This is a genomic window from Bacillus sp. JJ675, assembly GCF_036963165.1.
Lineage (GTDB): Bacteria > Bacillota > Bacilli > Bacillales > Bacillaceae > Bacillus > Bacillus glycinifermentans.
In genome coordinates this window covers 1-23,202 of sequence record NZ_JBALMR010000025.1, presented here as the reverse complement: position 1 = coordinate 23,202, position 23,202 = coordinate 1, and the positions used below count along the sequence as shown (strand labels likewise).

Genomic DNA, 23,202 nt, shown 5'->3' with positions numbered 1-23,202 from the left:
CTTAGCCTTCGCCGAGGGTATTCGGTAGGGTGACGGTTAGAAACGCTAATTTCGTGTAATTTTATACGTACCGGGCGCGTACCTCCTTACACGGGTCATTGAAAACCGCGCGAAATAAGAGGCGAGCGTTCGGAGCGCTTAACCTGACAAGAGCAACAGAAACGGCCTCACGGAAGGATTATAACCGGTCTTGCCTTCCGAAAAACCACGCTGCCCAACCTTGAGGCGGCGGGTGTTAATATTCAATACGTTCATATCTTGGCAGAATGAGCACGTATCAAGTGTGGCTGGGTTTCCGTCTTTACTGTACGTTCCGCAGTCAGGACACGTAGGTCTTGCGGATACAAGGATTGAAAGCAGCATTCTCTGGCACCTCCTTACCTGCGGTTTACCGGATTCGCGGGTCCGATAGAAGTCCGCCTACCCAAAATATATGCGAGTGTAGTTTGGGCAGGCGGACTTCGCCTCTTTCGCCCTCATATTTTCTAAAATATTTGCCACTCGCGCTTTTAAATCTTTCGCAAATAGCGAACAGCTGGTATAATATTCCCTGAGAGGGTATATACTAGCACAAGCTGTATTCAAATCAGGAGGTGCTGGGTATATGAGAAAAGAGGGGGAGAAAGATATGAACGCATTAGCTTCAAAGAATTCCTTCAAGCCTTTGGATAAAAAGAAAAAAGCGTTATTAAAGAAATTCGTCGGTAGCTCATCATCAAAATTAGATTTGAACAAGGTCAGAGATTCCTGGAAATATGATAAAGATTGATTTTAATCGGAATTTTCGAGGGTTTTCCAATAAAGAGAAAATCTTGTTAGACACAGGCATTATACTCGCTCTGGCAAATGAGTATGATGCTTGGCACAACACAGTCAATAACCTCTTTGAAACTCACATTTTATCTGATGAAGACGATGAAAACAGTAAAGCGATTTTTCTTTTTGTTAATCCATTAATTATTAACGAGGTAACCCATCTAGCAGGTCGTCCTCTTGAGTCTTACCGAAGAAAGAAACCTAAGGAAGACTTTTCGAACATCAACCCTGAAAAAGTGGTCGATGAAACTATCAGCAACATAGAAGAGTTAATAGATAATGAGGTTTTTCTAGTAATTGACGGAAACAGAGAGGCGGTTATGGAGCAGTTCAAGCTCTACAAAGACTTAGGATCAGCTGACGCCGCGAACGTTGCGATAGCAAATCAGCATAGCCTAAACTTTTTAACCGTAGATAGTAGACTAGCAGAAAACATATATCTTAAAAGAAATCAGTTAACGAATATTCATAAGGTATACACTACATCAGGTAAGTACAGGACTTATTAAGTCCAACGCAATCAGAACGAGGGCGATCCGAATATGGGTCGCTCTTTTTGTGCTTGCGATAAATAAGCCGGAACGCCTCTCAACGATGCGGACCAAGCCCGGTATTTAAAAACGAAAAAGGAGACGATGTGAATGGCGGAATCAAAGCGCGAATCAATCGATCGAGTTGTAGGCGGCATTTATTATTCTGGAACAAACGACTTTACAAGCGCTGTAATCGAGGCGTTTAAATCCGACGGAAGTGTTAATGTAATTCATCGCTCGTGGATCACGAAGAGGTGTTTAACTTGCGAAGATCTGACGTTTGGTAAAGAGAGTGAATTTACGAAGAGTGGCGAGCTGGAAGTAGTCGATTCCGACTTCGTTCATTATTTACCGGTTGTGGAATGGTTTGTTGAGCAGTCGCAAAAGTACGATATCGAATCGATTGGAATTGATCCTTTTGGCGGGCGGGTTGTTGCTGAGTGTTTAGAGAGCCGTGATTTTGAGACGGTGAACATACGTCAAGGAGCGTTAACTTTAAACAATCCATTCCGTAATTTAATGGCACTTGAAAACGATCGTAAGCTCGAAAAAGGAGCGATGTTGGATTGGTATTTCGGCAATGTCGAGATATGCACGGATCATAACGGAAATCAAATGCCGACCAGTCAGAGCAGGGCGTACAGTATTGCGGGATTTAGAGCTTTGTTAAACGCACATGCTGCATCAACAATGTCGAATTCGTCAAACGGCAATCTTTTCGTAAAGGTTAACGTTGATGTTTCCGAAGCCATAACCGGCCTCAAAGCGCTGCAACGCGAGGCAAAGGCGGCGACTAAGGCGTTGGCTGAATTGCGGGAAGAACAGGCGAAGGGTCATCTGGCAGGGCGGTTATATATCGGCGAGGAGTATATTGCGCCTCCGGTCTATGTCGACGGTAAGAAGATCGAAGAGGCTAGTACGAAAATCTTCCGGAAGGGGGAGCGCTGATGAGCGGTAAAATAACCGTTAAACTTACCGCAGGCGATGAATACGACGAACAGCTCGATCAATTGCGCCAAGCCTTTTTCGCTCTGTCCGACGGCCCTAAACCGAAAGAGAAATGGCGATGCGCTCTCGTTGTAGGACGGACCGTTAGCGAAGCCAAAACGATGTGGAAACGTGTGAAAACGAGGTATCCGAACTATAAGTACACGCAATTTGTATCGCGTAATCCTTACGTACTGGACGGCATAAATCCGGAAAACATATCGCTATTTATGCTGCCAGGTTGCGCAGATAATCCGATTGTAAACGATCGGCATTTTCGATGGGTTATCGATAATGCAGCCGAAGTTATTTACGTTGAGGAGGGGGCGGATGAGTAACGTTGTAGCGCTGAACAACAGAGACCAACCAGACCGCAAGCCAATGCCGAATGACAAAGCCGCGCTCTTAGACAATCCGCAAGGGTTCGAGGTATACAGTCGGGAGCTTATGCGCAAGGTATTTCCGCGCCTAATTAACGAAGCTTATGACGTAGTCTATGCCGATTACAAACGAAAGCCTGAGATTCGCGATGTTGTGGCGTTTTACTTTCTGCTGCAATCGTATATCGACGGTAACTATACGCGCAGTGACGGAAGCCTTAACGATAGGTTCGGCGCTTGCTTCTTAAACTACGAAACTATTCAGCAGCACCTTCGCGTCGATCGTAACCGGATTAATCTGCTGGCCGCGATCTTAGAGACTAACGGGATCATACGGACGACCGGACATTACGAAGGGACAAAGCGTTTCAAGTGGTACTTTCCGTCGTTCTGTCCGCACATAACTGACGATGGATATATCGTTAATGAGTTCGGCGAAACGGTGCGACCGGACTTTAGCGTGTACTTGCCGAAGCGTCGCAAACGTTGATTTGACGCATAGTATGCCTAGGACATACTACCGGTAATATGCGCAGGACATACTATCGATCGTATGCACAGGACGGACTGTAAAAAGAGAAAGAAGTAAAAGAGCAATACGTAAAAGAGAAACAAAATAATAGCGATCTATTCGCTTGCGCTCATAGGATACGCAGATATTAGTAGGCTATTAAATACCTTATCGCGATAAAGAACTTATATAAAAGATAAAGACAAAGTGCAACGGTATTGGTGGGGGCGTCCCGGATTGGTTAGTCACTGTAGAGTAATTGGCGCTTTAGTATGTGAAAGGAGAGAAGGCCTGTGAATAGGGAACGTAAGCAGCGTTATAGATACCTACGAGAGCAACGAAAGGAACGCGACTATGAGCTTGGATTTATACAACTGGCTGGCCGTCCGTTCTGTAAGCCCAGACTAGTACGACTGGGGCCGGCGCTAACTCTATCGAGATTCATGGCGGGGGCAAGGCGATGAGTAACTACTACGACAGACATAAGCGTGACCTGGAAGCACGAGCGTTCTATAAGTCTACAGCCTGGGCTAAGTGCCGAGCCTTAGTACTCAAGCGCGACCATCACCTGTGTCAAGACTGTCTCGCAAATAAAACGATCACTAAAGCAGAGACTGTACACCACATAAAGGAGCTGCGAGAATATCCTGAATTAGCTTTAGACGCATCAAATTTGGTCAGTCTTTGCAATCCCTGCCATAACAAACGTCATCCGGAGAAGGGACAGAAAAGTGCCAAAACAGAGAGGAAACAGAGAAAAATTAGAGTTGTAAAGACAGAGGCTAACCCTGAAATATAGCCCCCTCCCCTCTGGACTAAAAAACAAAAATACAAGGGACCGGCGGGCCCCCTTCGCTTGTTGCGCGACCAGAAATTTTACATTAAAGGGGGGTCTCCCCGAATGAAAGGAGTGTTTTAATGGCGGTACCGACAGCGAAAAAAATCCGGGAATATCTCGGTGACAGATATAAAGAATCGGATGAAGAACTGATCGAACTTTACGTCGACACTCATAAGTTTTACCGCCGACTAAAAAAGGAAGTAGCCGAAAACCCTTTAATGATGCGGCATACGAACAAAGCAGGCGCGGAAAACCTCGTCAAAAATCCGTTAGCGATTGAGCTTACGAAGACGGTGACGACGTTAAACAATCTTCTGAAATCGCTCGATCTTACGCCGGCACAGCGCAAAGAATTAAACGCGGGTGGTGGTGAAAATGACGACGATTACGACGAATTCTAGCCCTACGGAGCTCGAAAAATGGTTCGAAAACTGGCTAAAAACGCAAAAAATGGCCGGATTTATATGCGAAAAACCGGCCGAAAATCTACTTACAACCTTTTACGCGGAGAAAGTTGTTGCGGGAGAAATTAAAGCAAGTCGGAAAAATGTTTTGGCGTGTAAACGTCACCTACGAGACTTGGAGCGTGCTGGTACTGACGAATTTCCTTACGTATTTGATATCGAAAAAGGACACCGACCAATTCGGTTCATTGAAAAGTTTTGCAAACCGTCAAAAGGTGATTACGCCAATCTAACGCTTCAGCCGTGGCAACATTTCGTAATCGGCTCACTGTACGGGTGGGTGCATCGTGATACCGGGTTGCGGAGATTTCGCGAGGGCCTGGTTTTTATTGGCCGTAAAAACGGTAAAACGACGATGATTAGCGGATTAGCAAACTTTGCGATATCAAAAGATAACGAACCGGGGGCGCGTGTTTACGTTTTAGCCAACTCGAAGCAGCAGGCTGGTGAACTTTTCGATGAAAGCCGGGCGATGGTTCAGAAGTCGCCAGCACTTCGGAGAAATATGAAGGAAAACCAAAAAGGAATATTCGATATGAAGTCTTTGAGTCGTATTGAGCCGAGAGCATCCGATAGTAAAAAGCTTGACGGACTTAATACTCACCTCGGCATTTTTGATGAGATACACGAGTTCCAAGGATTTAAGCTGATAAACGTAATCAAGCGCTCCTGGTCTGCACGAAGACAGCCGATGGTTATTTATATTACGACAGCAGGGTACGTTTTAGACGGCCCGTTAGTTGAATATTACGAAGTTGCCTCCGACGTTCTTGAAGGATCGAATGAACAGGACCGAAAATTCTACTTTATTGCGGAATTAGACGACGAAAAGGAGATAGATCAGCCGACTGAATGGATAAAAGCGAACCCGAATATGGGGGTAACGATGAAGCTTCCGACAATGGTTCAGGATTACCGGTCGGATCGCGACATCCCGCAAGAGAGAAACGACTGGATTACGAAGCAGTTTAATATGTTCGTGGATAACGGCGAGCAAAGCTTTGTAGACTTCGAAGTTATAAAACGTAATAACAAATATCATGATATCGAAGAACTGCGCGGCATGAGATGTATCGGCGGCTTCGACTTATCACAAACGGAAGACTTTACGAGCGCGTGTCTGGAATTTATTTTGCCGGATAATCGCGTTTTTGTTTTGTCTCATTCATGGGTTCCGGCGGCAAAAGTCGAGAAAGATAACGAGAAAATACCGTACCGAGAGTGGCAAGATGACGGATATTTGACGATTATTCCGGGCGAATACGTGGAATATGAGTACGTTTACGACTGGTTCGTTGAAATGTCGCGCAAATATCAGATCGATAAGATCACGTTTGACCCGGCGAATGCAATGCGATTGGTTCATGATCTTCAAAACTACGGATTTCAAACGGAAGTCGTGCGGCAGGGATACATCACGTTGAGTGACCCGTTAAAGCATATCAAAGAATTATTGCTTGACGGAAACGTCGTTTACAACGAAAACAAGCTTTTCACATGGTATCTAAACAACGTCAAGCTCGTCGAAGATCGGAACGGTAATTGGTTGCCGACTAAACAAACGAGGTACCGGAAAATCGATGGCTTTGCGGCTTTTCTGAACGCGCATACACAGGTTTATCTCGATATGACGAAGCCGGTTGAGGGCGGAAGCGTCGGATTTATCTCAATTAGCGATCTATTAAACGGTTAGGAGGTGAGAAATTGGGCTTTTGGAGCAATGTTCGGAACTTTTTTCGCAAACCATCCGATGTCAAGGCAGAAACGAGAAGGGATCTAACACACTGGTTTATTCCTCGCGCTACTATTCTAGGAAATTACGGAGAACATACGCTGGTTGACAACGAAACGGTTTTCTCGGCTGTGTCGCGCTTATCAAACACAATGTCAAGCCTACCGATCAAGGCGTATAAAAATTATCAACCGATTGAGTCTCAGGCTTCCGAGCTTCTGACATACGCGCCGAATCATAACATGACATCCGGGCAATTTATCGGCCTTTTGGAGACGCATCGGGCCGTATACGGTAATGCTTACGCAATAAAACGATACGGAATGCGCTATGAAGTCGTCGGATTAGAGGTTTTGGACCCTTCGAGAGTGCAGCCGGTGATTGAAGAGACTACTCGCGAACTTTGGTACGAGATTTTAGGAGACAACGGAAATTATTTCGTTCACAACATGGACATGATCCATGTTAAATATACGTCGGTAGACGGATTGAAAGGAATCTCGCCGCTAAAGGTTCTGCGGAACGCTCTCGACTTTGATCGAGACGTCCGGCTATTCAGCCTAGAACAGATGGATGGGGCAAAGATATCGTTCATCCTGGAATTGGCGAATCAGCTCGACGATACACGAAAAGAAAAGATGTTAGAGAACTTTAAAAGTTTTTATAAAGACAATGGTGGCCTCTTAATTCAGGAACCGGGGGTAAAAATACGCGAATTAAAGAAGGAATTCATCGATACAAAGGCGTTTGAGGTCGAAAAAGTGACACGTTCAAGAGTCGCGCAGGTTTTTAACATTCCGTTGTACATGCTCGGTGAGACACAGGGCAGCGTCTCCAATATGGAGCAGCTTTATATCGATTATGTACAAGGCACGCTAATGCCTATTGCAACTCAATACGAAAAAGAATTCAACCGGAAGCTGCTGACCGAAAAGGAACGCAAGTCCGGTTATTATTTTAAGTTTAGTATGAACGCGTTACTGCGTGGGGACATGCAGACTCGCGGTAATTTCTATCAACAAGGCATCCGGAGCGGCTGGTTTAAGCCGAACGAGGTACGTGCATGGGAGGATTTACCGCCGGAAGAGGGCGGAGACACGCTTTATTTAAGCAAAGACTTATTCCCAATCGACCAGGTTGCGCAACAGAAAATCACATCGGCTGATGCGCCGGCGCCTCCAACGTTAGAAATTAACGAAGATGATAACGAGGACTCGAAAGGAGGTGAGGACGATAAAGAAGTTCTGGGAAATCAAAGCGGCGAAGAATGACGCTAAAACAGGCGAAATTTACATTTACAGTGAAATCAGTTCGGCCCAGTTCTGGGGAGACGAAGTGACTGCGCAAACTTTCAAGGAGGATTTAGACGGACTTGGCGAAGTATCTGCGCTAAATATTTATATTAATTCGCCAGGCGGCTCTGTTTTCGAAGGGAATTCGATCTACAACATCATAAAGCGGCACAAAGCCCGTGTTAACGTCTATGTCGACGGGCTGGCAGCCTCTATCGCAAGTGTCATCGCAATGTCCGGTGACACTATTTTTATGCCCGCAAACTCGATGATGATGATTCATAACCCAATCATTACCGTCAACGGAAACGCTGAAGAGCTTCGTAAGTGGGCTGACGACATGGATCACATTCGCGAAAGTCTTATCGAAGCTTACCTCGAAAAAGCAGGCGGAAAACTCGATCGTGATCGTTTGATCGAACTTATGGACGCAGAAACGTGGCTGTCGGCGCAAGAATGCCTCGATTTAGGGCTGTGCGATTCTATCGAAGCTCCTAGCGCTGCCGTTGCGAAAGTAGACACGCAGTTATTTGCGAAGTACCGGAACACTCCGGAATCACTTCTTAATCAGACGAAAGAGGACGAAAAGCAGGCGGAAAAAGAGCGCCTGTTCCGTGAGCAGCTTATCGCGGAAGCACAAACGAATTTACTCAAATTGAAAAATGATGGAGGAATTATTTAATGGAACTATTTGATCTGAAAGCAAATTTAAATACTGTTGGTTCTCAATTGGCATCTATTGATCAGGAGATCGTAAATAAGGCTGCTGATCCTAAAGCAAGCATGGAAGACTTGCAATCTCTTAAACAGAGAAAATCAGAACTACAAGCTCGTTATGACATTTTAAAAAATCAGCATGACGCTAAAGAAGCAGAGCAAAAAGCTAAAATTCAAGCAGCAATGGAGAAAGAGAATGCTGGAGCTAGTGCCGGTCTTGAAAGCCCTGACGCATCTGTACGCAAAATGGCTGCAAAGGCAGGACTCATCCGTGCTGCAATCCGCCGTGAGGTTCCAGCGCAGGAAGTGCGTGCAGCTCTTGGTGATAATAACGGAACAGGCGGAGAAAAATTACTTCCGAAAACAGTTTCTGAAGAGCTTATCCACGAGCCTTTTGTAAAGAACCCATTGCGTGAGGTATCAACTTATACAAGCGTTACTAACCTAGAAATCCCTAAAGTTGATTTTACTTTAGATGATGATGACTTTGTCCAAGATTTAGAGACTGCTAAAGAACTTGAAGTTGATGGCGATATTGTTACATTTGGCCGCCATAAATTTAAAGTTAAAGCGAAAGTGTCTGAAACTATTCTCGCAGCCACTGACACTGCTTTAGTCGCAACTGTTGAAGGCGCACTTCAATCCGGATTAGCTGCTAAAGAAAAGAAAGTTTCTTTCGCCACGACTCCGAAAGCTGGCGAAGAGAGTATGTCTTTCTATGGTGCCGGCATCAAAGAAGTTTCTGCAGAGAACACGTATAAAGCAATCAAAGCAGCTATCGCCGATCTTGCTGAAGACTTCCGCGACAACGCAAAAGTTATGATGCGCTACTCTGATTACCTTGATATTATCGAAACACTTGCAAACGGAAGCGCTACTCTTTACAGCGCTCAACCGGAGCAAATCATCGGTAAGCCTGTTGTATTCTCTGACGCTGCTGTTAAACCAATCGTTGGTGATTTCCGTTACTCTCACTTCAACTACGATCCTGCGATCACTTACGAAAGCGACAAAGATATCAGCACAGGCGAAAACCTATTCGTTCTGACTGCATGGTTCGATCACAAAATCAAACTTAAATCAGCATTCCGTATTGCATCCGTTGTAACTGCGCCCTAATGCGCCCCAAAGGTTGACGGCGACTCCTAAAGACACATCGGTGTCCCTTAGTTGGGACGCCGTGACCTTCAATGGGGGCATTAAAGAATACGAAGTGTATAGAGACGGCGTATCTATCGGAACCCGCGTAGGCACATCGTTCGCAGACAGCGGATTGAAGCAGCAGACGACGTATAAATACCAAGTACGCGCAATCCCTAACGTTGGCGATCCATCACCTCTTAGCGAAGAGCTTTCGGTAACCACGTTAGCGACCGAGCCGACAAGCGTTAATGTAACGGAATCATCTAAGACGTTAAATGTTGGTGACACGTACCAGATTAACGCAACCGTTTCGCCTTCGGGCGCCGACCAAGGCCTGACTTATACGTCTAGCAGCACCGCAACAGCAACCGTATCTAGCTCCGGTTTAGTAACGGCTAAAGCAGCGGGTACAACAACGATCACAGTTGCGTCCAAGGTTAAGCCTACAGTCAAGAAAACGGTGGCTATTACGGTTAACGAACCGGCTCCGGCGGGTGAATAACGATGGCTATTTCGCTAGAAGAGGCAAAAGAATACTTGAGAATTGACGGAGATGAGGACAACAACCTCGTCTCCTTTTTTATTTCCGCGGCTGAGAAGCACATGGACAATGCGGGCGTGACAGACAAAGAATCAGAGCTTTATAAGCTTGCAGTCCTGATTTTTGTTGCAGATGCCTACGAGAATAGGACTACTGCAAACAGCGGAAGTAAAATCTCTGGCATTATTCTGCAATTGAGGTGAGTAATTTGGGTTTCGATCCAGGAAAACTCCGCCATCGGATTAGTATTGAGGAACGAATCGCAGGTCAAAACGAGAAAACAATGAAACCGGAATTTAAATGGGTGCTTTTTGCTAGACCCTGGGCAGAGCTTATGCAGCCTCGGGGACGCTGGATAATTCAGGCCGCAGCAGAGCACCAAGAAAATACAGTATGGTTCCGTATTCGTTATCGCGAAGGCGTAGAGCCTGGCGTTATGCGAGTAGTTTTTAAAGGGAAACTGTACAAGATTGAGCAAACAATCCCGGATCTTCAGGATCAAGTTTTACTGACGTTGCAATGTGTGGGGTGGGACGATGCGGATCTCAGCTAATATAGACGGCATTGACGAAATCGAGCGCAGGCTTCAGCAGATAGGAAAAGACGCGAAAAAAACACAGTCGCAGGCACTTCGCGCCGGAGCTAAAGTACTCGCCGATGGAATCCGTCAGGAAGTACCCGTCTCCGACATTAACCATGAACACATTCGCGATGATATTAAAATCAGGCAAACACCAAAGAGGGATCAGCCGATCCCCGGCTCAATCAGCTATGACATCGGGCCATCCGAAAAAACGGCTTGGCGTGCTCGTTTCACACACGATGGCTTTACTGCTAAAAACGGAAAATTTGTAAGAGGAAATCCGTTTATTACTAGAGCTTACAACATAAAGAGAGATGCTATTCAGCGGGCGATCGCTGAAAAACTGCGTAAGGGGATAGGTACATGATTAATTATGAACCGATCATTGCGCGAGAACTAAAGAACGATCCAAATATAAAAGAGATGACAGGCGACCGGGTATTTGCGGGTAACTTTCCGCAAGAGTTCACGGTCGCTTTTCCTCATATTCTTGTCGTTGAAATGGAAAACGTAGACACGCATTACTGGGATAACAAGGCGGTAGCGTGTGATATCGATTTGCAAGTGAATATATGGATCAAATCTGATGACGACATAGGACCGATCCAGTCGGCCGTTGATAGAAAAATGAAGGCGCTAAGGTGCCGAAGAGTCACTTCATCATCTTTCGATGAGAGCGAGCGTGATGCTTTTCGGAAAGCGCTGCTTTATAGAACAACCGTAAAACTAAAGGAGGAAAATATAAATGGGTAGTGTATCCGTTGGTCTTGAAAATTTAGTATATGCAAAATTGATTAAGGACGAAAAAGGCGATATTCAGTATGGCGAAGTTAAAGATTTCGCGCCCGTTATTTCTGCGAAAGTAGATACAGCAACAGAAACAGGGACGCTCTATGCCAACAACGGACCGATTATTGCTAAATCACAAATCGGAGAAACCAAAGTAAGTTTGGGTGTTTCGGAGATTCCTATGGAAGTACTAGCGGATATTACAGGGCAGAAGCTAGTAAAAGGCGTTATCGTGTACAAACAGGATGCCGTACCACCTTATGTCGCGCTCGGATTCACTGGAACGAAAGAAGACGGGAATAAACGTATGGTGTGGCTTACAAAAGGCCGATTTGGTCTGCCGTCAGAAGACCGTAAGACTTCTGAGGATAAAGTCGATTTCCAAACAGATGAGATCGAAGGCACATTCATCCAACGAAGCGATAAAGTCTTTAAAATTGTCGGCGACAGCGGTGTTGCAGGATTTGAAGAATTCGAGTCTACATTCTTCGATCAAGTATTCGATGTGAAAAAACTTGAAGAATCCGGTTCAACACCAACAACTGATACTACCGGGGGTGCTGCTTAATGGAAATCACTCTTAGAATTAAGGGAGAGGACAAAACTTTCACACAAAATTTCGTGAAGTTTAAAATCAAGCGCGAGGCGCTGGATATCGAAAAATATGCGCAGAACCCGGATCACGATCCTATCGAGCTCTTAGATCGTCAATTTAAACTAATCGTGGAGGCTTTCGATAAGCAGTTTACAAAGACAGATTTAGAAAACGGACTTAATACAATCGGTCATATGGATGTAATCTATGACATTATCGGTGTTAATATTCTCGGCTACCCTTCCCGCGAGGAATTAGAAAAGCGCGCTGAAGAGGCAGATATGGGAAAGTTGCTGGAAAAGCTGATCGCCGAATCACAATCGACGAAGCAATAGAAAACATACAGGACACTTATTTGTCACTTATGGCTCAAGGGTGGTCGCTACATCAAATCGATGAAGGCGACTACTCTTATTTTTTTCGTCTGTTAGAGCGTCAGCAGAAGCTAAACGATCCGATTGAGCAGAAAAAACGGCAGCGAGCATCTATCAAAACGGTTCCTATAGATCATGTGTTTTAGACGGGAGGTGAGAGTATGGCGAATGAAGTTTTAGGCAATATGATAATGCGCCTCGGGTTCGATGACAACGGATTTTCGACAGGCGTCGACAACATAAAAGAAAAAATGGCGCTAGTACGAAGCGAGATGAAGGCTTCGGCATCACAGTTCGGTTTGTTGGGAAATGCGAGCGATAAATTGCGAGAGCGTCAGGAAGGGCTGTCTAAACTATATGAGTTACAGTCCGCCAAGATCGAACAGATGCGGAATAAATACGCTCAACTTGCACGTGAGAAAGGCGAAAATTCACAAGTTGCCTTACGTTTGGCACAGCGAATCAATAATGAAATCGCAACGTATAATCAGCTCGGCCGGCAACTTGAGCGGACTACCCTCGAAATCAATACGCAAAATTCAGCGTGGACTCGCGCCGGAAACAGTTTGCAAGAATATGGTGAACGTCTTCAGACTCAAAGCCAACGATTGCAGACGATTGGAAAGGTAGGGTTCGCCGGTATTACGGCTCCTATCGCTGCGATTGGGGGCATGGCCCTTAAATCCGCGGCTGATTTCCAAAAAGCCCAGGGAAAGATCTCATCTTCCTTGAACATGACGAAAGAAGAGGCACGGGAAGTCGCCAATATTTCAAAAGATGTGTGGGTTAGCGGCTTCGGTGAATCGCTCGAAGAAGCAAACCAAGGTGTTATCGATGTGAGAAAAAATCTTCAAGGTCTGAAGGGTGAAGAACTTGAGCAGGCGACAAAACGCGCTTATGTTCTCCGGGATACTTTCGAGTTTGAAATACCTGAAAGCACCCGAGCAGCCAAAGCCTTGATAGATAATTTCGGTGTTGACGCGGGGAAAGCATTCGATTACATCACTGTGTCTGCGCAAAAAGGCGGCGATTATTCAAATGAGCTTTTAGATACCATCTCTGAATATTCGACTCAGTTTAAATCTGCGGGCCTTTCTATCGATGGCATGTTTAACATCATGATTCAGGGCGCTCAAAGTGGCGCTTGGAACATGGATAAGGTTGGGGATGCGGTCAAAGAGTTTAATATCCGTGCCCAGGACGGTTCAAAAACGACTGCCGCAGGCTTTAAAGCGATTGGTCTGGATGCTGACAAGATGGGATCAGCTATCGCTAAAGGTGGAAAAGAAGGGGAGCAAGCCTTCATGGCAACCGTATCCGCCTTAGCGGCCATGAAAGACCCATTAGAAAAGGATCAGGCCGGTGTTGCTCTTTTCGGTACACAATGGGAAGACTTGCGGGGGAAAGTGGTTACCGCGATGAATCCTACTAAGGATATGCTCGGAGATGTCAAGGGCGCTACAGATAGGGCCGGAAAGGCTTTGAAAGACAACTTCGGGGACCGTGTTACCCAGGATTTCAGACAGTTGCAGTATATTTTGATCCCACTTGGTGAAATTTTACTCGATAAAATTGAGCCGGCTCTTAAGAAGGGCGGGGAAGCCGTTAAGGACTTTACAAATTGGTTTCAAAACCTGTCTCCGTCTATGCAGAATACGATCGTTATCGCTGGATTAGCTGCCGCAGCTTTCCCGCCGTTGGTAATTGCGCTAGGTGCGGTTGTTTCTAGTGTAGGCACCGTCGTCGGGGCTTTAGGACGAGGCGCTGCGGCACTCGGGCGGTATCGGGCAGAGGCAGCGCTGACTCGGACTTCGACGGCACAATTAGCGGCCGCGAACACAGCGGCAGCCGTACAAATGAATGCAAGCGGCGCGGCATTATCTCGTAATACTCGCGGTCTTCGTGGTATGCGTGGAGCTTCATCAGCGGCAAGCGTAGCGTTATCGTTGTTTGGTGGCAAATGGGGTGGCGTCCTTAGTATTGCAACTATGTTCGCGCCTGAGATTATTAAAGGGACAAAATCACTCTTTAATTTTCGCGGGGGCGCACGAACAGCAACAGCGGCAGCCGAAACTTTGGGCGGCGGTGCAGCTCAAGCGACTGGTATGTTCGCTCGATTTGGCGCAGGAGCCCTCAGTCTCGTAAAGAACCTCGGAAGTGTCGCGAGGATTGCAGGGATCGCACGCGTCGGGTTCGCTGCGTTTGGTGGTCCGGTTGGATTGGCAATTACCGGAATAAGTCTACTTGCTGAAGGCGGCTATCATCTCTATAACCATTTGAAAAAAGAGTCAATTCCTGCGCTTGATAGCTTCGGAGACAAAGTTTCGGAATCAACAACGAAAGCGGTTCTGGGATACAAGAAATTAAACGATCAGGCTACCGTTCAGCTTAATCAGCTTCAGTGGTCAGGCGAAACAGTGTCTAAGAAAACGGCGGATAGTATTGTTAAGAATTTTGATCAGATGGGCAGCCGGATCAAAACAAGCCTTGAAACAAAAGGGAACCAAAGCTACCAAACCCTGAGTAAGTTTCTTGCGTCCAGCAAAAGCCTGAGTCAAAAGGAACAAAATGCAATTTTAAACAACGTGAAAAAGAAGCAAAATGAGCAGACTCAATCTGTAGATAAAGGCCAACAAAAAATAAAAGAAATATTAAATAGGGCCGCCTCGGAGAAACGCTCAATAACGCAGAAAGAGCGAAACCAAATCAATAATATTCAAAAGAATATGATGAACACGGCTGTAAAAACCATGAGCAAAGGCGAGGTAGAACAGAAGGCTATTATGAGCAAGCTCAAAAACGAGTCGAAAAATATCACGGCTCGTCAGGCTGCGGACACGATTAAAAACAGCATTAAAGCTCGGGATGGTTCCGTTAAAGAAGCGAACAAAAAGTACGATCAAACTGTGCAAGCGATTGTCCGGGAGCGTGACGAAACCGGTTCTATCAGCGCAAAGCAGGCCGACAAAATGATTTCGGAAGCAAAGCGTCAACGTGACGAGGCTGTAAAAAAGGCAAAAGATATGCACAAAAAAGTTGTAAAAGAAGCCAAGGCACAGGCCGGTGAACATGCGGATGAAATCGACGAAGAAACAGGAAGCGTAAAAAACGGCTGGCAATTAATGATGGATAAAGTCGGTGAAGCGTGGGACTGGATCATGGGGCTTTTTAAAGGTGGGGAAAAGAAATCAAAACCTAAAAAAGATACCTCTAAGGCTTCATTTAAGAAGACGCACAGTAACGGCGGATACGCCTCCCAATACGCGAGAGGAACGTCACAGTTCGGGCATCCCGGCGGTCCTGCAATCGTCGGTGAGTTAGGTCCGGAATTAGCGCATTCCCCAGGTGTCGGTACTTATATGGTCGGTACGAACGGTCCGGAATTAATTCACGATCTACCGCGAGGGACCTCGGTTTTGCCGAATAAGCATACCGAAAGATTGCTCAAATCATATGGATTCCCAGGTTACGAAGGCGGTGTCGGACAGTATTTCGATTGGATAATGAAAGGTCCGGAATTCCTTTGGAATAAAGCGGTTGATAAGTTCGGAATTGCAGATAGCCTAATCCCGTCTTGGTTCACTAAAAATAGCGGAAGCCCGCTAAAAGCTATCGGGAATCTGGCATCGAAAGCGATTCAACCTTTGATCGATAGTATGGGATCTCTCATTACCGGCGCCAGCGAAAAAGTTAGCGGCAGTGTAAAGAGTTGGGTTGCTCAAGCCATAGAGATCGCGAAGGTTCCGGCATCGTGGGCGTCAGGACTCATGACAATCGCTATGAAGGAGAGTGGCGGGAACCCAAACGCTATCAATCGTTGGGATTCTAACGCGAAGGCCGGGCATCCGAGCCAAGGTTTGATGCAGACTATCCCGTCTACTTTTAACGCTTATAAGTTTCCGGGGCATAACAACATCTTAAACCCCGTAGACAACATTCTTGCGGCCATCAACTACATCAAAGCGAGATACGGAGACATATCAAAACATCCGGGCTTGCGATCAATGGCCCGGGGCGGCGGATATGTCGGGTATGCTGCGGGTGGAGTATCGCCGGGAGCCGGCGGCGCAAAACTTGCGGCTTTGAACGAAAGAGGGTATGACGAACATATCATCACGACGGACCCTAAATATCGCGAAAGAAGTATCGGGATTTGGGCTAGAGCTGGCCGTGAGCTTGGAATCCCAGCGCAAAGTATTCCGCAGGCTCAATCGCTCGATCCGATCATTGTTCGTCAAGATCGTCAAATCGAATTGCTCGAAGAACAAAACGCGTATCTAGCGGAAATCGCTAGCAAGAACCCGGACGTTTACCTTGATTCTAAGAAGGTCGGAAAAATCATGGATGCGCGAAGTACAAAAATTCAAAACGATAGATTTTTCGCTGCGGGAGGGGCTTACTAATGAAAGAGCTGGATTTAATAGTTGACGGCGTACCGGTTAGCGAGTCTCTTCCGGGCGTTAGTCTTTTATCTTTCACGCCGGATTCTCCGGTTTTCGAACGCAAATCTACTACGTTACCTTATCGAAATGGGATATTAATTCCGAGGAAAGATAACATGGGACGGTATACCGAAAGAAAAATATCGGTCGAGCTTGCGTTGGATGTAGCTAACGCGCAACAGTTTTACACATACCGTCACGATATTTACAATCTTTTCGTAAAAGAAGATCCGTACTATGTGACGTGTACTTATGAGCCGCACAAGCGCTGGCTAGTTACGTGTGATGATAGTTTCTCAGTACAACAGAACGCTCATCAAACATGGGGAACGATTACCTTTAGTCTGACCGCTGTACAAGGGTTGTCGGAGTCCATTTTTAATAGTTTAACTCCGGTTGATTTAAATGGTGAACACTACGGTCTAGGAATGAACGTCGGTGAGTTCGATACCCCTCAATATAGGTTTACCAACCTTAAAAGATTCAACGTCTACAATTTCGGAGACGTAAGGTTATCACCGATCGAACATGATTACAATGTCCGTATGTATTTTGAAGGAAAAGATATCGTGATTACCAATAAAACAACAGATCAAAGCGTAAAGTTGCTAGGGACATTTAAAGAGAGTGATTTACTAACATTGAATAAACAATATGTAATCAAAGGGTCCTCGATTGTAAGTAAGCAGGGAAGGTTCCCGACTCTATCGCCTGGCAAAAACGAATTTACCATCTCTAATGCGACTTATAGTGATTTGCAGTTTATTACGCGTTTTTATTACAAGTAAAGGAGGTTTGGTCGCGTGAATCAAATGTTTGTCGAGGATAAACAAACGGGGCAAAAATACGAATTGATCGATGCTGCTCCACGCGTTACCGACGCAACAACCGGTAAAAAAGAGCTGACTTTTACCTACTCACTTGAAGAAGCGAATAAACTTCCTTTTAACGCATTAGTAGGCCGGAATATTATATACATCGATGAGAGAGTCCATAGGTCGCAACGATATTTTATTCGCGATGTTCAAACTTCCCAAGACGGTGAAAGCCTGACAAAAACGGTCACTGCATCACACATATATCTTATGAGATTACAAGGCCATCGCATTGATAACATAATTTCAGGTACACAATCACTTGAAAATGCGCTGAAACACGCGCTCAAGGACTCGGGATTTACGTATAAAATAATGCCTGACGCTACGGGCATCGCGGACCAAAAGTTGGACAATTTTGGAGATAAATTTTCTATAGAAATGATGGATGATATTCAGTCTGCTTTCGAGGTGGAATTCGATGTCGATAATACTATCATTTACGTTTATAAGAAAATGGGTAAAAAAATCAACAAAATTCTCGATGTCCAAGCGAACGTTAACGGCATTCAATTATCTGTATCTGAATCCAACACAACGACTAGAATCCGAGGTTATGGAAAGCTAAAAGATGAAAAAGACGTTATTAGCGACAATTCTATTCCGTACGATTCGAAGACCGGTGATTGGACGTTTGACTCGACGCTAAATGCCGATTATACAAAAAAGACTGGTGCGACGTTTAAGTTTTCTTTTACAGGCACAGGGTTTCGGTTTACGACACTAGTCTCGAAGCTCGGCGGTTTCTGGACGTTCCAGATCGATAAGGACACGAGTAAAAAGATATCGGCATATAGAGACGTTTCCAATCCCGAAAAACAGACGATAGAGGTAGTACGTGGTTTAACAAGCAAGAAATACGATGTCACTGCGACTTTTTCGGGAAGAGATTCGAATAACCCGTACACAAAAGGAGCAAAAAAAGTCGACCCCGTTATGTATCTGCTTCGCGGCAACATAATTCAAACCTACCGCAATTTTGAAAACGAAGATGAAAAATACGTGTTCCCACCGGTCCTTTACGTTCACCCGAACGAGAAGGACTTTTTAATTGACGGGCACCCAATATGGGCGGATACAGTGAGAGACGATTCAATAACTAAAGCATCGGATATGCTCGCGATTTTAAAGAAGAAGGTAAACCCGTTCCCGGAAGTTACTCTCGATGTAGATTTCGAAGAATTCGACGATCCAGAACTTGAAGGGATTGAGGACGAAATCACAAAAGGAGACACGCTACATGTTATTGCGGATACCGAGCAGAACGGAACTACATTCGAAGATGATGTTCGAGCAATTAGCATGACGTATAATCCTTTGGATAAAAGAGATAAACCGGAGATTACCTTTAATAATTTCCGTAAGGACATATATGACATTCAGGTTGATAGTCGAAGACGAATAAGTCAGCAGCAGAAATATTTTCAATCTCAAAATGCGGCAGTAGCAGCGAGCATAGAAGCTGCGAAAAGGGAGATATTAGCAACAGTCAAAACAGACGTGGGATCTACCCCGAGCACTCTTGCCTACGTACTTCAAGTCAATGCGGGGATATGGACTGTAATTAGCGGCGCAGGAGAGGCATCTCTATCGGGAAATACGATCAACCTAGATACAGACGATGACCTTCAAGTCGTTTCTGCCGACGTAGACACTTCATCTAATCTCAAACAAGGCGGCTACGTTGCGGCTCTTGATTACAACGGTACTCCGACGAATCGCTTCGCCATCACTCTAATTAAGAATGAGTCGATAGTGAATCCTACGACGGTTTCCGATGGCTCAAAGATATACGTTAATGTAGTGGCATTCAAATAAAAAGGGGTGTTTAATTTGGTTCGGTTGACCAAGCAACATGAGCCGTATCCTAACTCAAGGTTATTATCACAGTTAGATGAAAACGCGCAGCTTACTGAAAACGCAATAAATGATGTAAATAGTAATCTGAATAAACATAAGAAAGCGCAGACCGCCCATACCTCCGATCAAATCAGTCATGGCGGTTCTTCTTTGCGCGTTTATATTGGAAATCTATATAACCGACTACGAAACCTTATTCTTAACGCAGACGGAACAAATGTTAAAGAGGTCGTGGACGCTCGGGTCGACGCTGATGGAGATATACATCCACTCCTGAAAGAACGTCTCGATTACGAATATAACAATCTGCTGTCCAAAATTAAACGCGTTGTACATGTCGATGATTTCGGCGGAGATCCGACCGGTGAGAAAGACAGTACCGAAGCGTTTATAAAAGCGGTAGGGGATGGAAATGTAAGGGTGAAAATGTCTGCGGGTACTTATATCGTTCGTGGTATTAAGCTGCCCTCTTGGACCTATCTCATTGGCGAAGGCGCTGGCGTCACGACCCTTAAACTTCACGAGGATACTCCGGCCAGCGAATGGGTTATTACGAATGCCGATTATGTAAACGGAAATACGCACATTTCTGTCGAGGGAATGACGCTCGATTGGAATCCGGATCGTCAAGGAGGACTCGGCGCAACAGGCGGTCAACATTCGAGCTGTTTGACGTTGGCTAAAGTCACATTCGGATGGGTAAAAGACGTCGAAGCCGTTAATCCTGGGCTCCATGGTTTCGATATTACTACGCCAACCTACGATCATTCATCGGAAACGGATTATACGGCAGATGGGTCCCGATATATCTGGCTCGATAACTGCGTTGCTTCCGGATATGGTGACGATGGTATTACGACGCACTATAGCGAATATATCTTTATTTCAAATTCGCACTGTACGAATCCGAGCGGAAAAGCTCATGCCTCCGGAGCTGCAAACTCAAACGGTATCGAAATCGATGACGGATCTAAAAACGTTTGGGTGGATCACTGTTATACCTCCGGAAATATTCGAGGTGTCGAAGTAAAAGCTCACGCAGCATGGCCAGCTTCCCAAAACGTTCATGTATCGAATCACATTTCGTATAGAGATGTTCGTTCATATGACGCGCGACACATCGGTCATCACAAAGCGACTGATCCGGAAAGTACGACGGCTTATTACGTCACATTCGACAACTGTACGGCGATAGAGCCGGTGTTTAATAGCATGTATAAGGATCTTTCCCCGAGAGCGCTTGTCATCTCAGCTTACAAACATGTTCGTATATCAAATTTTACGGCAATCGGCGATCCCGAGTATGACTACAAAAACAACCCGGTTGTTGCGTTCCAATACAAATCGCGCTATATCAGCGTAAACGGCATTGAAATCCGAGGATTTAAAACAGCGAGCCATGATATTCGGGCTTTTGGGGGTGCCCAAAAAACCGATTATGTCCAGGTATCCGACGTCACGATATCTGAATCAGCCCCTATCGGAGTCGCCTTTGGTTCCGGTGTATACAATGCGTCGTTAACTAATGCAACATTGATAAGAAAAGACGGGGATATCGGAGTCTATTCGCCGAATAACCAGGTAGAGTTAGCAGCGGTAACGGCTGTCGGATATTCTGCTACCGCAAATATAAGAGGTTGCTCCTATAGCGTTGTTCCGACGAATTTTAAAGGTGGGTTTAAAGCAGCCACGACAAGCGGATCTCCAATTGACCCGACAAGTGCAATCGTAGCGGCCACCGGAGACAACATCGCAAAAGGTCCTCGTAACTTTATGGGCGGCGTGGCCGGGGGATCATCTACGGAAGGATCGCGGCAAGCAATTCTTGCGGCAAATAATTCGCGCACGACAGGCGACAGTCCGGCCCGAACTATCCTATCCTCTCAGGCAGTCATAAATGACGACGGGTATACGGTGGTTGGCGGATATGGTTCGGGCGAAGCTTCGACAGGCAATATCAAGTGGAAGATAGATTCTATGAATGGGAACATTCAAGGGGTTGGACGAGTCGAGAGCGTATCGGATTTTAAAGACTTGGCCGAGTACTTCGAATCTATTGACGGCAAAAGAATAGGTTCCGGCCTGATGGTGACGCTCGAAGGCGATAAAATTCGAAAATCACAACCCGGCGACGTTGTTGACGGGATTGTTTCTGAAACGGCCGGCGTGGTGCTAGGCGGCGCGGGATTCTACTGGAACGATCGCTTTTTACGTAATGAGTTCGGCGGCATGATTTACGAAACGATTGACGACAACGGCCGCGAGTTAGTTGTCCCAGTCGAAAATCCGGACTATGATCCGGAACGAGAATATGTGCCGAGAGAGCAGCGCGAGGAATGGCATATTGTCGGTCTAATCGGGCAGATTCATGTCCGTATTGATGAAACTGTTAAAGTCGGCGATCGCGTTGTTTCCGGTACGGATGGGATTGCGACGAGATCGGAAAACAACGAAGGCTATAAAGTAATGCGCATCAAAACTGCTTACGATTCCGAAAAGGGATACGGTATAGCAGTTATTTTTATGCGCTAAGGAGGCTCGGGAATGATTTATAAAGATAGTTCGGTGACGTTCGAGGTCAACGCGCAACCAAAGCGGGTTGTCTCGGCGTCTATCCAATTCAGCACGCAAGACGTAGAAACGGCAAAGATCATTTTTAAATTAACAAAGGATGGGGCGCCTCTTCCACTCTCTGCGGTTGATGGAAAACTCGTGATGGTCATGGCGGACGGGAGCCGTTTCATACGCTCAATCACGATCGTCGATAAAGTAGAGGGAATCGCAGAGTATGTCCTATCTCCGGAAGAGATAAAGCATTATGGTAAAGTCACCGCCGAATTGAATCTCTACTATGTGAATGCCCAGTCTATGTCTGCGCATAAGTTCACGTTCGACATAGACAAAGCGCTTATCGATACGGATTTGGTACCACTTGCGGAATACTATATCGAAGATTTCGAAGACCTGAAATCCGAAATAAATAAAACTGCGGACGACATCGATCAGACTCTCAACGAAATAAAAGCGAAGTTTGACGAATTCGAGAACATCGAAACGAAAGCCGGAGCCCAAGAGAAGGCAAACGCTGCGGAAACGAACGCGAAAGCTTATACGGATCAGCACGCAGCTAAAACAGATAATCCGCATAAGGTTACGAAAGCTCAGGTCGGCTTGACTAACGTTGATAACGTAAAGCAGGCGGCAAAGACGGATTTTGATGCGCATACTGCGGATAACAATCGGCATATTACGGCTGATGAGCGATCGAAGTGGAACGGAAGTCAGCTATTTAAAGTAACCAATGACGTCGGAGGCGTTTATACATCAATAGCGGATTCTGACGATTTTTATACGAAGATTATCCAAAGCGGGAGACGGTTCGGCACTTTTTATTCTACGGGCAAAGCAACAAACGCGGCTTCTACTAACTCTACAAGAGGCGTTTTTCATATGACGTCGACCGATAGTAGTGGGCAGCCTTCGTACGGTTACGTTATTGCGATCGACTGGCAAAATAACATGTTTACGAATTATTTAGACCCGAATTTAGGATGGCAAGGGTGGCGTCGTGTTTTAACTTCGTCTGACCTATCGCCGGCCTGGAATAACGTGACGCTCATAAACGGAGCTAAACAGGATTCGGTGTATCCGTTGAAATTTTCCGTTAGCAACAACGTTCTATGGTTGCGAGGATCGTTCGGGACTCTCCCGGCTATCGGAACATCTG

The 23,202-nt window shown here is 45.7% G+C and carries 23 protein-coding genes; all 23 read left to right on the top strand.

Annotated elements, in window-relative coordinates; translation table 11 throughout:
* Positions 1 to 604: 604 nt before the first annotated feature.
* Positions 605 to 769, top strand: a complete 165-nt coding sequence (locus tag V7126_RS07540; protein ID WP_157678828.1) for a hypothetical protein — start codon at positions 605 to 607, stop codon at positions 767 to 769.
* A complete protein-coding gene (locus tag V7126_RS07535; protein WP_046132559.1) occupies positions 756 to 1,325 on the top strand; it encodes a hypothetical protein in 570 nt (189 codons plus the stop codon). Before V7126_RS07540 ends, V7126_RS07535 begins: the two co-directional genes overlap by 14 nt.
* A gap of 132 nt (positions 1,326 to 1,457) precedes the next feature.
* Positions 1,458 to 2,297 carry a terminase TerL endonuclease subunit gene (locus V7126_RS07530; RefSeq protein WP_335497403.1) on the top strand — a complete coding sequence of 280 codons (840 nt, stop codon included), beginning with the start codon at positions 1,458 to 1,460 and terminating at the stop codon, positions 2,295 to 2,297.
* On the top strand, positions 2,297 to 2,674 hold the full coding sequence (locus tag V7126_RS07525) for a hypothetical protein (RefSeq protein ID WP_048356123.1): 378 nt from the start codon (positions 2,297 to 2,299) through the stop codon (positions 2,672 to 2,674). The genes V7126_RS07530 and V7126_RS07525 overlap by 1 nt, the downstream gene beginning before the upstream one ends.
* A complete protein-coding gene (locus V7126_RS07520; RefSeq protein ID WP_144573545.1) occupies positions 2,667 to 3,206 on the top strand; it encodes a hypothetical protein in 540 nt (179 codons plus the stop codon). The genes V7126_RS07525 and V7126_RS07520 overlap by 8 nt, the downstream gene beginning before the upstream one ends.
* A gap of 481 nt (positions 3,207 to 3,687) precedes the next feature.
* Entirely contained in the window at positions 3,688 to 4,026 is a 339-nt protein-coding gene (locus tag V7126_RS07515; protein WP_098408433.1) for an HNH endonuclease, read from the top strand.
* 119 nt (positions 4,027 to 4,145) lie between these two features.
* Positions 4,146 to 4,469, top strand: coding sequence for a P27 family phage terminase small subunit (locus tag V7126_RS07510; protein WP_026699327.1), 324 nt, complete (start codon positions 4,146 to 4,148; stop codon positions 4,467 to 4,469).
* The gene (locus V7126_RS07505) at positions 4,444 to 6,225 is read left to right on the top strand and encodes a terminase large subunit (protein ID WP_026699328.1); all 1,782 of its coding nucleotides are present in this window, start codon (positions 4,444 to 4,446) and stop codon (positions 6,223 to 6,225) included. The genes V7126_RS07510 and V7126_RS07505 overlap by 26 nt, the downstream gene beginning before the upstream one ends.
* Positions 6,226 to 6,236: 11 nt before the next feature.
* A complete protein-coding gene (locus tag V7126_RS07500) occupies positions 6,237 to 7,535 on the top strand; it encodes a phage portal protein (RefSeq protein ID WP_335497399.1) in 1,299 nt (432 codons plus the stop codon).
* On the top strand, positions 7,489 to 8,238 hold the full coding sequence (locus V7126_RS07495) for a head maturation protease, ClpP-related (RefSeq protein ID WP_335497397.1): 750 nt from the start codon (positions 7,489 to 7,491) through the stop codon (positions 8,236 to 8,238). The genes V7126_RS07500 and V7126_RS07495 overlap by 47 nt, the downstream gene beginning before the upstream one ends.
* Positions 8,238 to 9,392, top strand: a complete 1,155-nt coding sequence (locus V7126_RS07490) for a phage major capsid protein (RefSeq protein ID WP_048407029.1) — start codon at positions 8,238 to 8,240, stop codon at positions 9,390 to 9,392. Before V7126_RS07495 ends, V7126_RS07490 begins: the two co-directional genes overlap by 1 nt.
* Before the next feature lie 13 nt (positions 9,393 to 9,405).
* Entirely contained in the window at positions 9,406 to 9,918 is a 513-nt protein-coding gene (locus V7126_RS07485) for an Ig-like domain-containing protein (protein ID WP_438823796.1), read from the top strand.
* A 2-nt stretch (positions 9,919 to 9,920) separates the two neighbouring features.
* Positions 9,921 to 10,160: a head-tail connector protein gene (locus V7126_RS07480; protein WP_048407031.1), complete on the top strand. Its 240-nt coding sequence runs from the start codon at positions 9,921 to 9,923 to the stop codon at positions 10,158 to 10,160.
* Positions 10,161 to 10,165: 5 nt separating this feature from the next.
* Positions 10,166 to 10,510, top strand: coding sequence for a phage head closure protein (locus tag V7126_RS07475; protein WP_048407032.1), 345 nt, complete (start codon positions 10,166 to 10,168; stop codon positions 10,508 to 10,510).
* Entirely contained in the window at positions 10,494 to 10,907 is a 414-nt protein-coding gene (locus V7126_RS07470) for an HK97-gp10 family putative phage morphogenesis protein (protein WP_048407033.1), read from the top strand. The genes V7126_RS07475 and V7126_RS07470 overlap by 17 nt, the downstream gene beginning before the upstream one ends.
* Positions 10,904 to 11,293 carry a tail completion protein gp17 gene (gene gp17, locus V7126_RS07465; RefSeq protein ID WP_048407034.1) on the top strand — a complete coding sequence of 130 codons (390 nt, stop codon included), beginning with the start codon at positions 10,904 to 10,906 and terminating at the stop codon, positions 11,291 to 11,293. Before V7126_RS07470 ends, gp17 begins: the two co-directional genes overlap by 4 nt.
* Positions 11,286 to 11,897 carry a major tail protein gene (locus tag V7126_RS07460; protein WP_053071278.1) on the top strand — a complete coding sequence of 204 codons (612 nt, stop codon included), beginning with the start codon at positions 11,286 to 11,288 and terminating at the stop codon, positions 11,895 to 11,897. The genes gp17 and V7126_RS07460 overlap by 8 nt, the downstream gene beginning before the upstream one ends.
* The gene (gene gpG, locus V7126_RS07455) at positions 11,897 to 12,259 is read left to right on the top strand and encodes a phage tail assembly chaperone G (RefSeq protein ID WP_048407035.1); all 363 of its coding nucleotides are present in this window, start codon (positions 11,897 to 11,899) and stop codon (positions 12,257 to 12,259) included. The genes V7126_RS07460 and gpG overlap by 1 nt, the downstream gene beginning before the upstream one ends.
* Before the next feature lie 200 nt (positions 12,260 to 12,459).
* Positions 12,460 to 16,701 (top strand): phage tail tape measure protein, encoded by a 4,242-nt coding sequence (locus V7126_RS07450; RefSeq protein ID WP_335497393.1) that lies wholly within the window; start codon positions 12,460 to 12,462, stop codon positions 16,699 to 16,701.
* The gene (locus V7126_RS07445; protein ID WP_048407036.1) at positions 16,701 to 17,528 is read left to right on the top strand and encodes a phage tail domain-containing protein; all 828 of its coding nucleotides are present in this window, start codon (positions 16,701 to 16,703) and stop codon (positions 17,526 to 17,528) included. Before V7126_RS07450 ends, V7126_RS07445 begins: the two co-directional genes overlap by 1 nt.
* A 24-nt stretch (positions 17,529 to 17,552) precedes the next feature.
* Complete coding sequence (locus tag V7126_RS07440) at positions 17,553 to 19,433, top strand: prophage endopeptidase tail family protein (RefSeq protein ID WP_335497406.1); 1,881 nt, start codon at positions 17,553 to 17,555, stop codon at positions 19,431 to 19,433.
* 15 nt (positions 19,434 to 19,448) lie between these two features.
* On the top strand, positions 19,449 to 22,007 hold the full coding sequence (locus V7126_RS07435; protein WP_335497390.1) for a peptidase G2 autoproteolytic cleavage domain-containing protein: 2,559 nt from the start codon (positions 19,449 to 19,451) through the stop codon (positions 22,005 to 22,007).
* Positions 22,008 to 22,019: 12 nt separating this feature from the next.
* Positions 22,020 to 23,202, top strand: a 1,183-nt coding sequence (locus V7126_RS07430) for a BppU family phage baseplate upper protein (RefSeq protein ID WP_335497388.1), incomplete at its 3' end; no start/stop codon positions are given.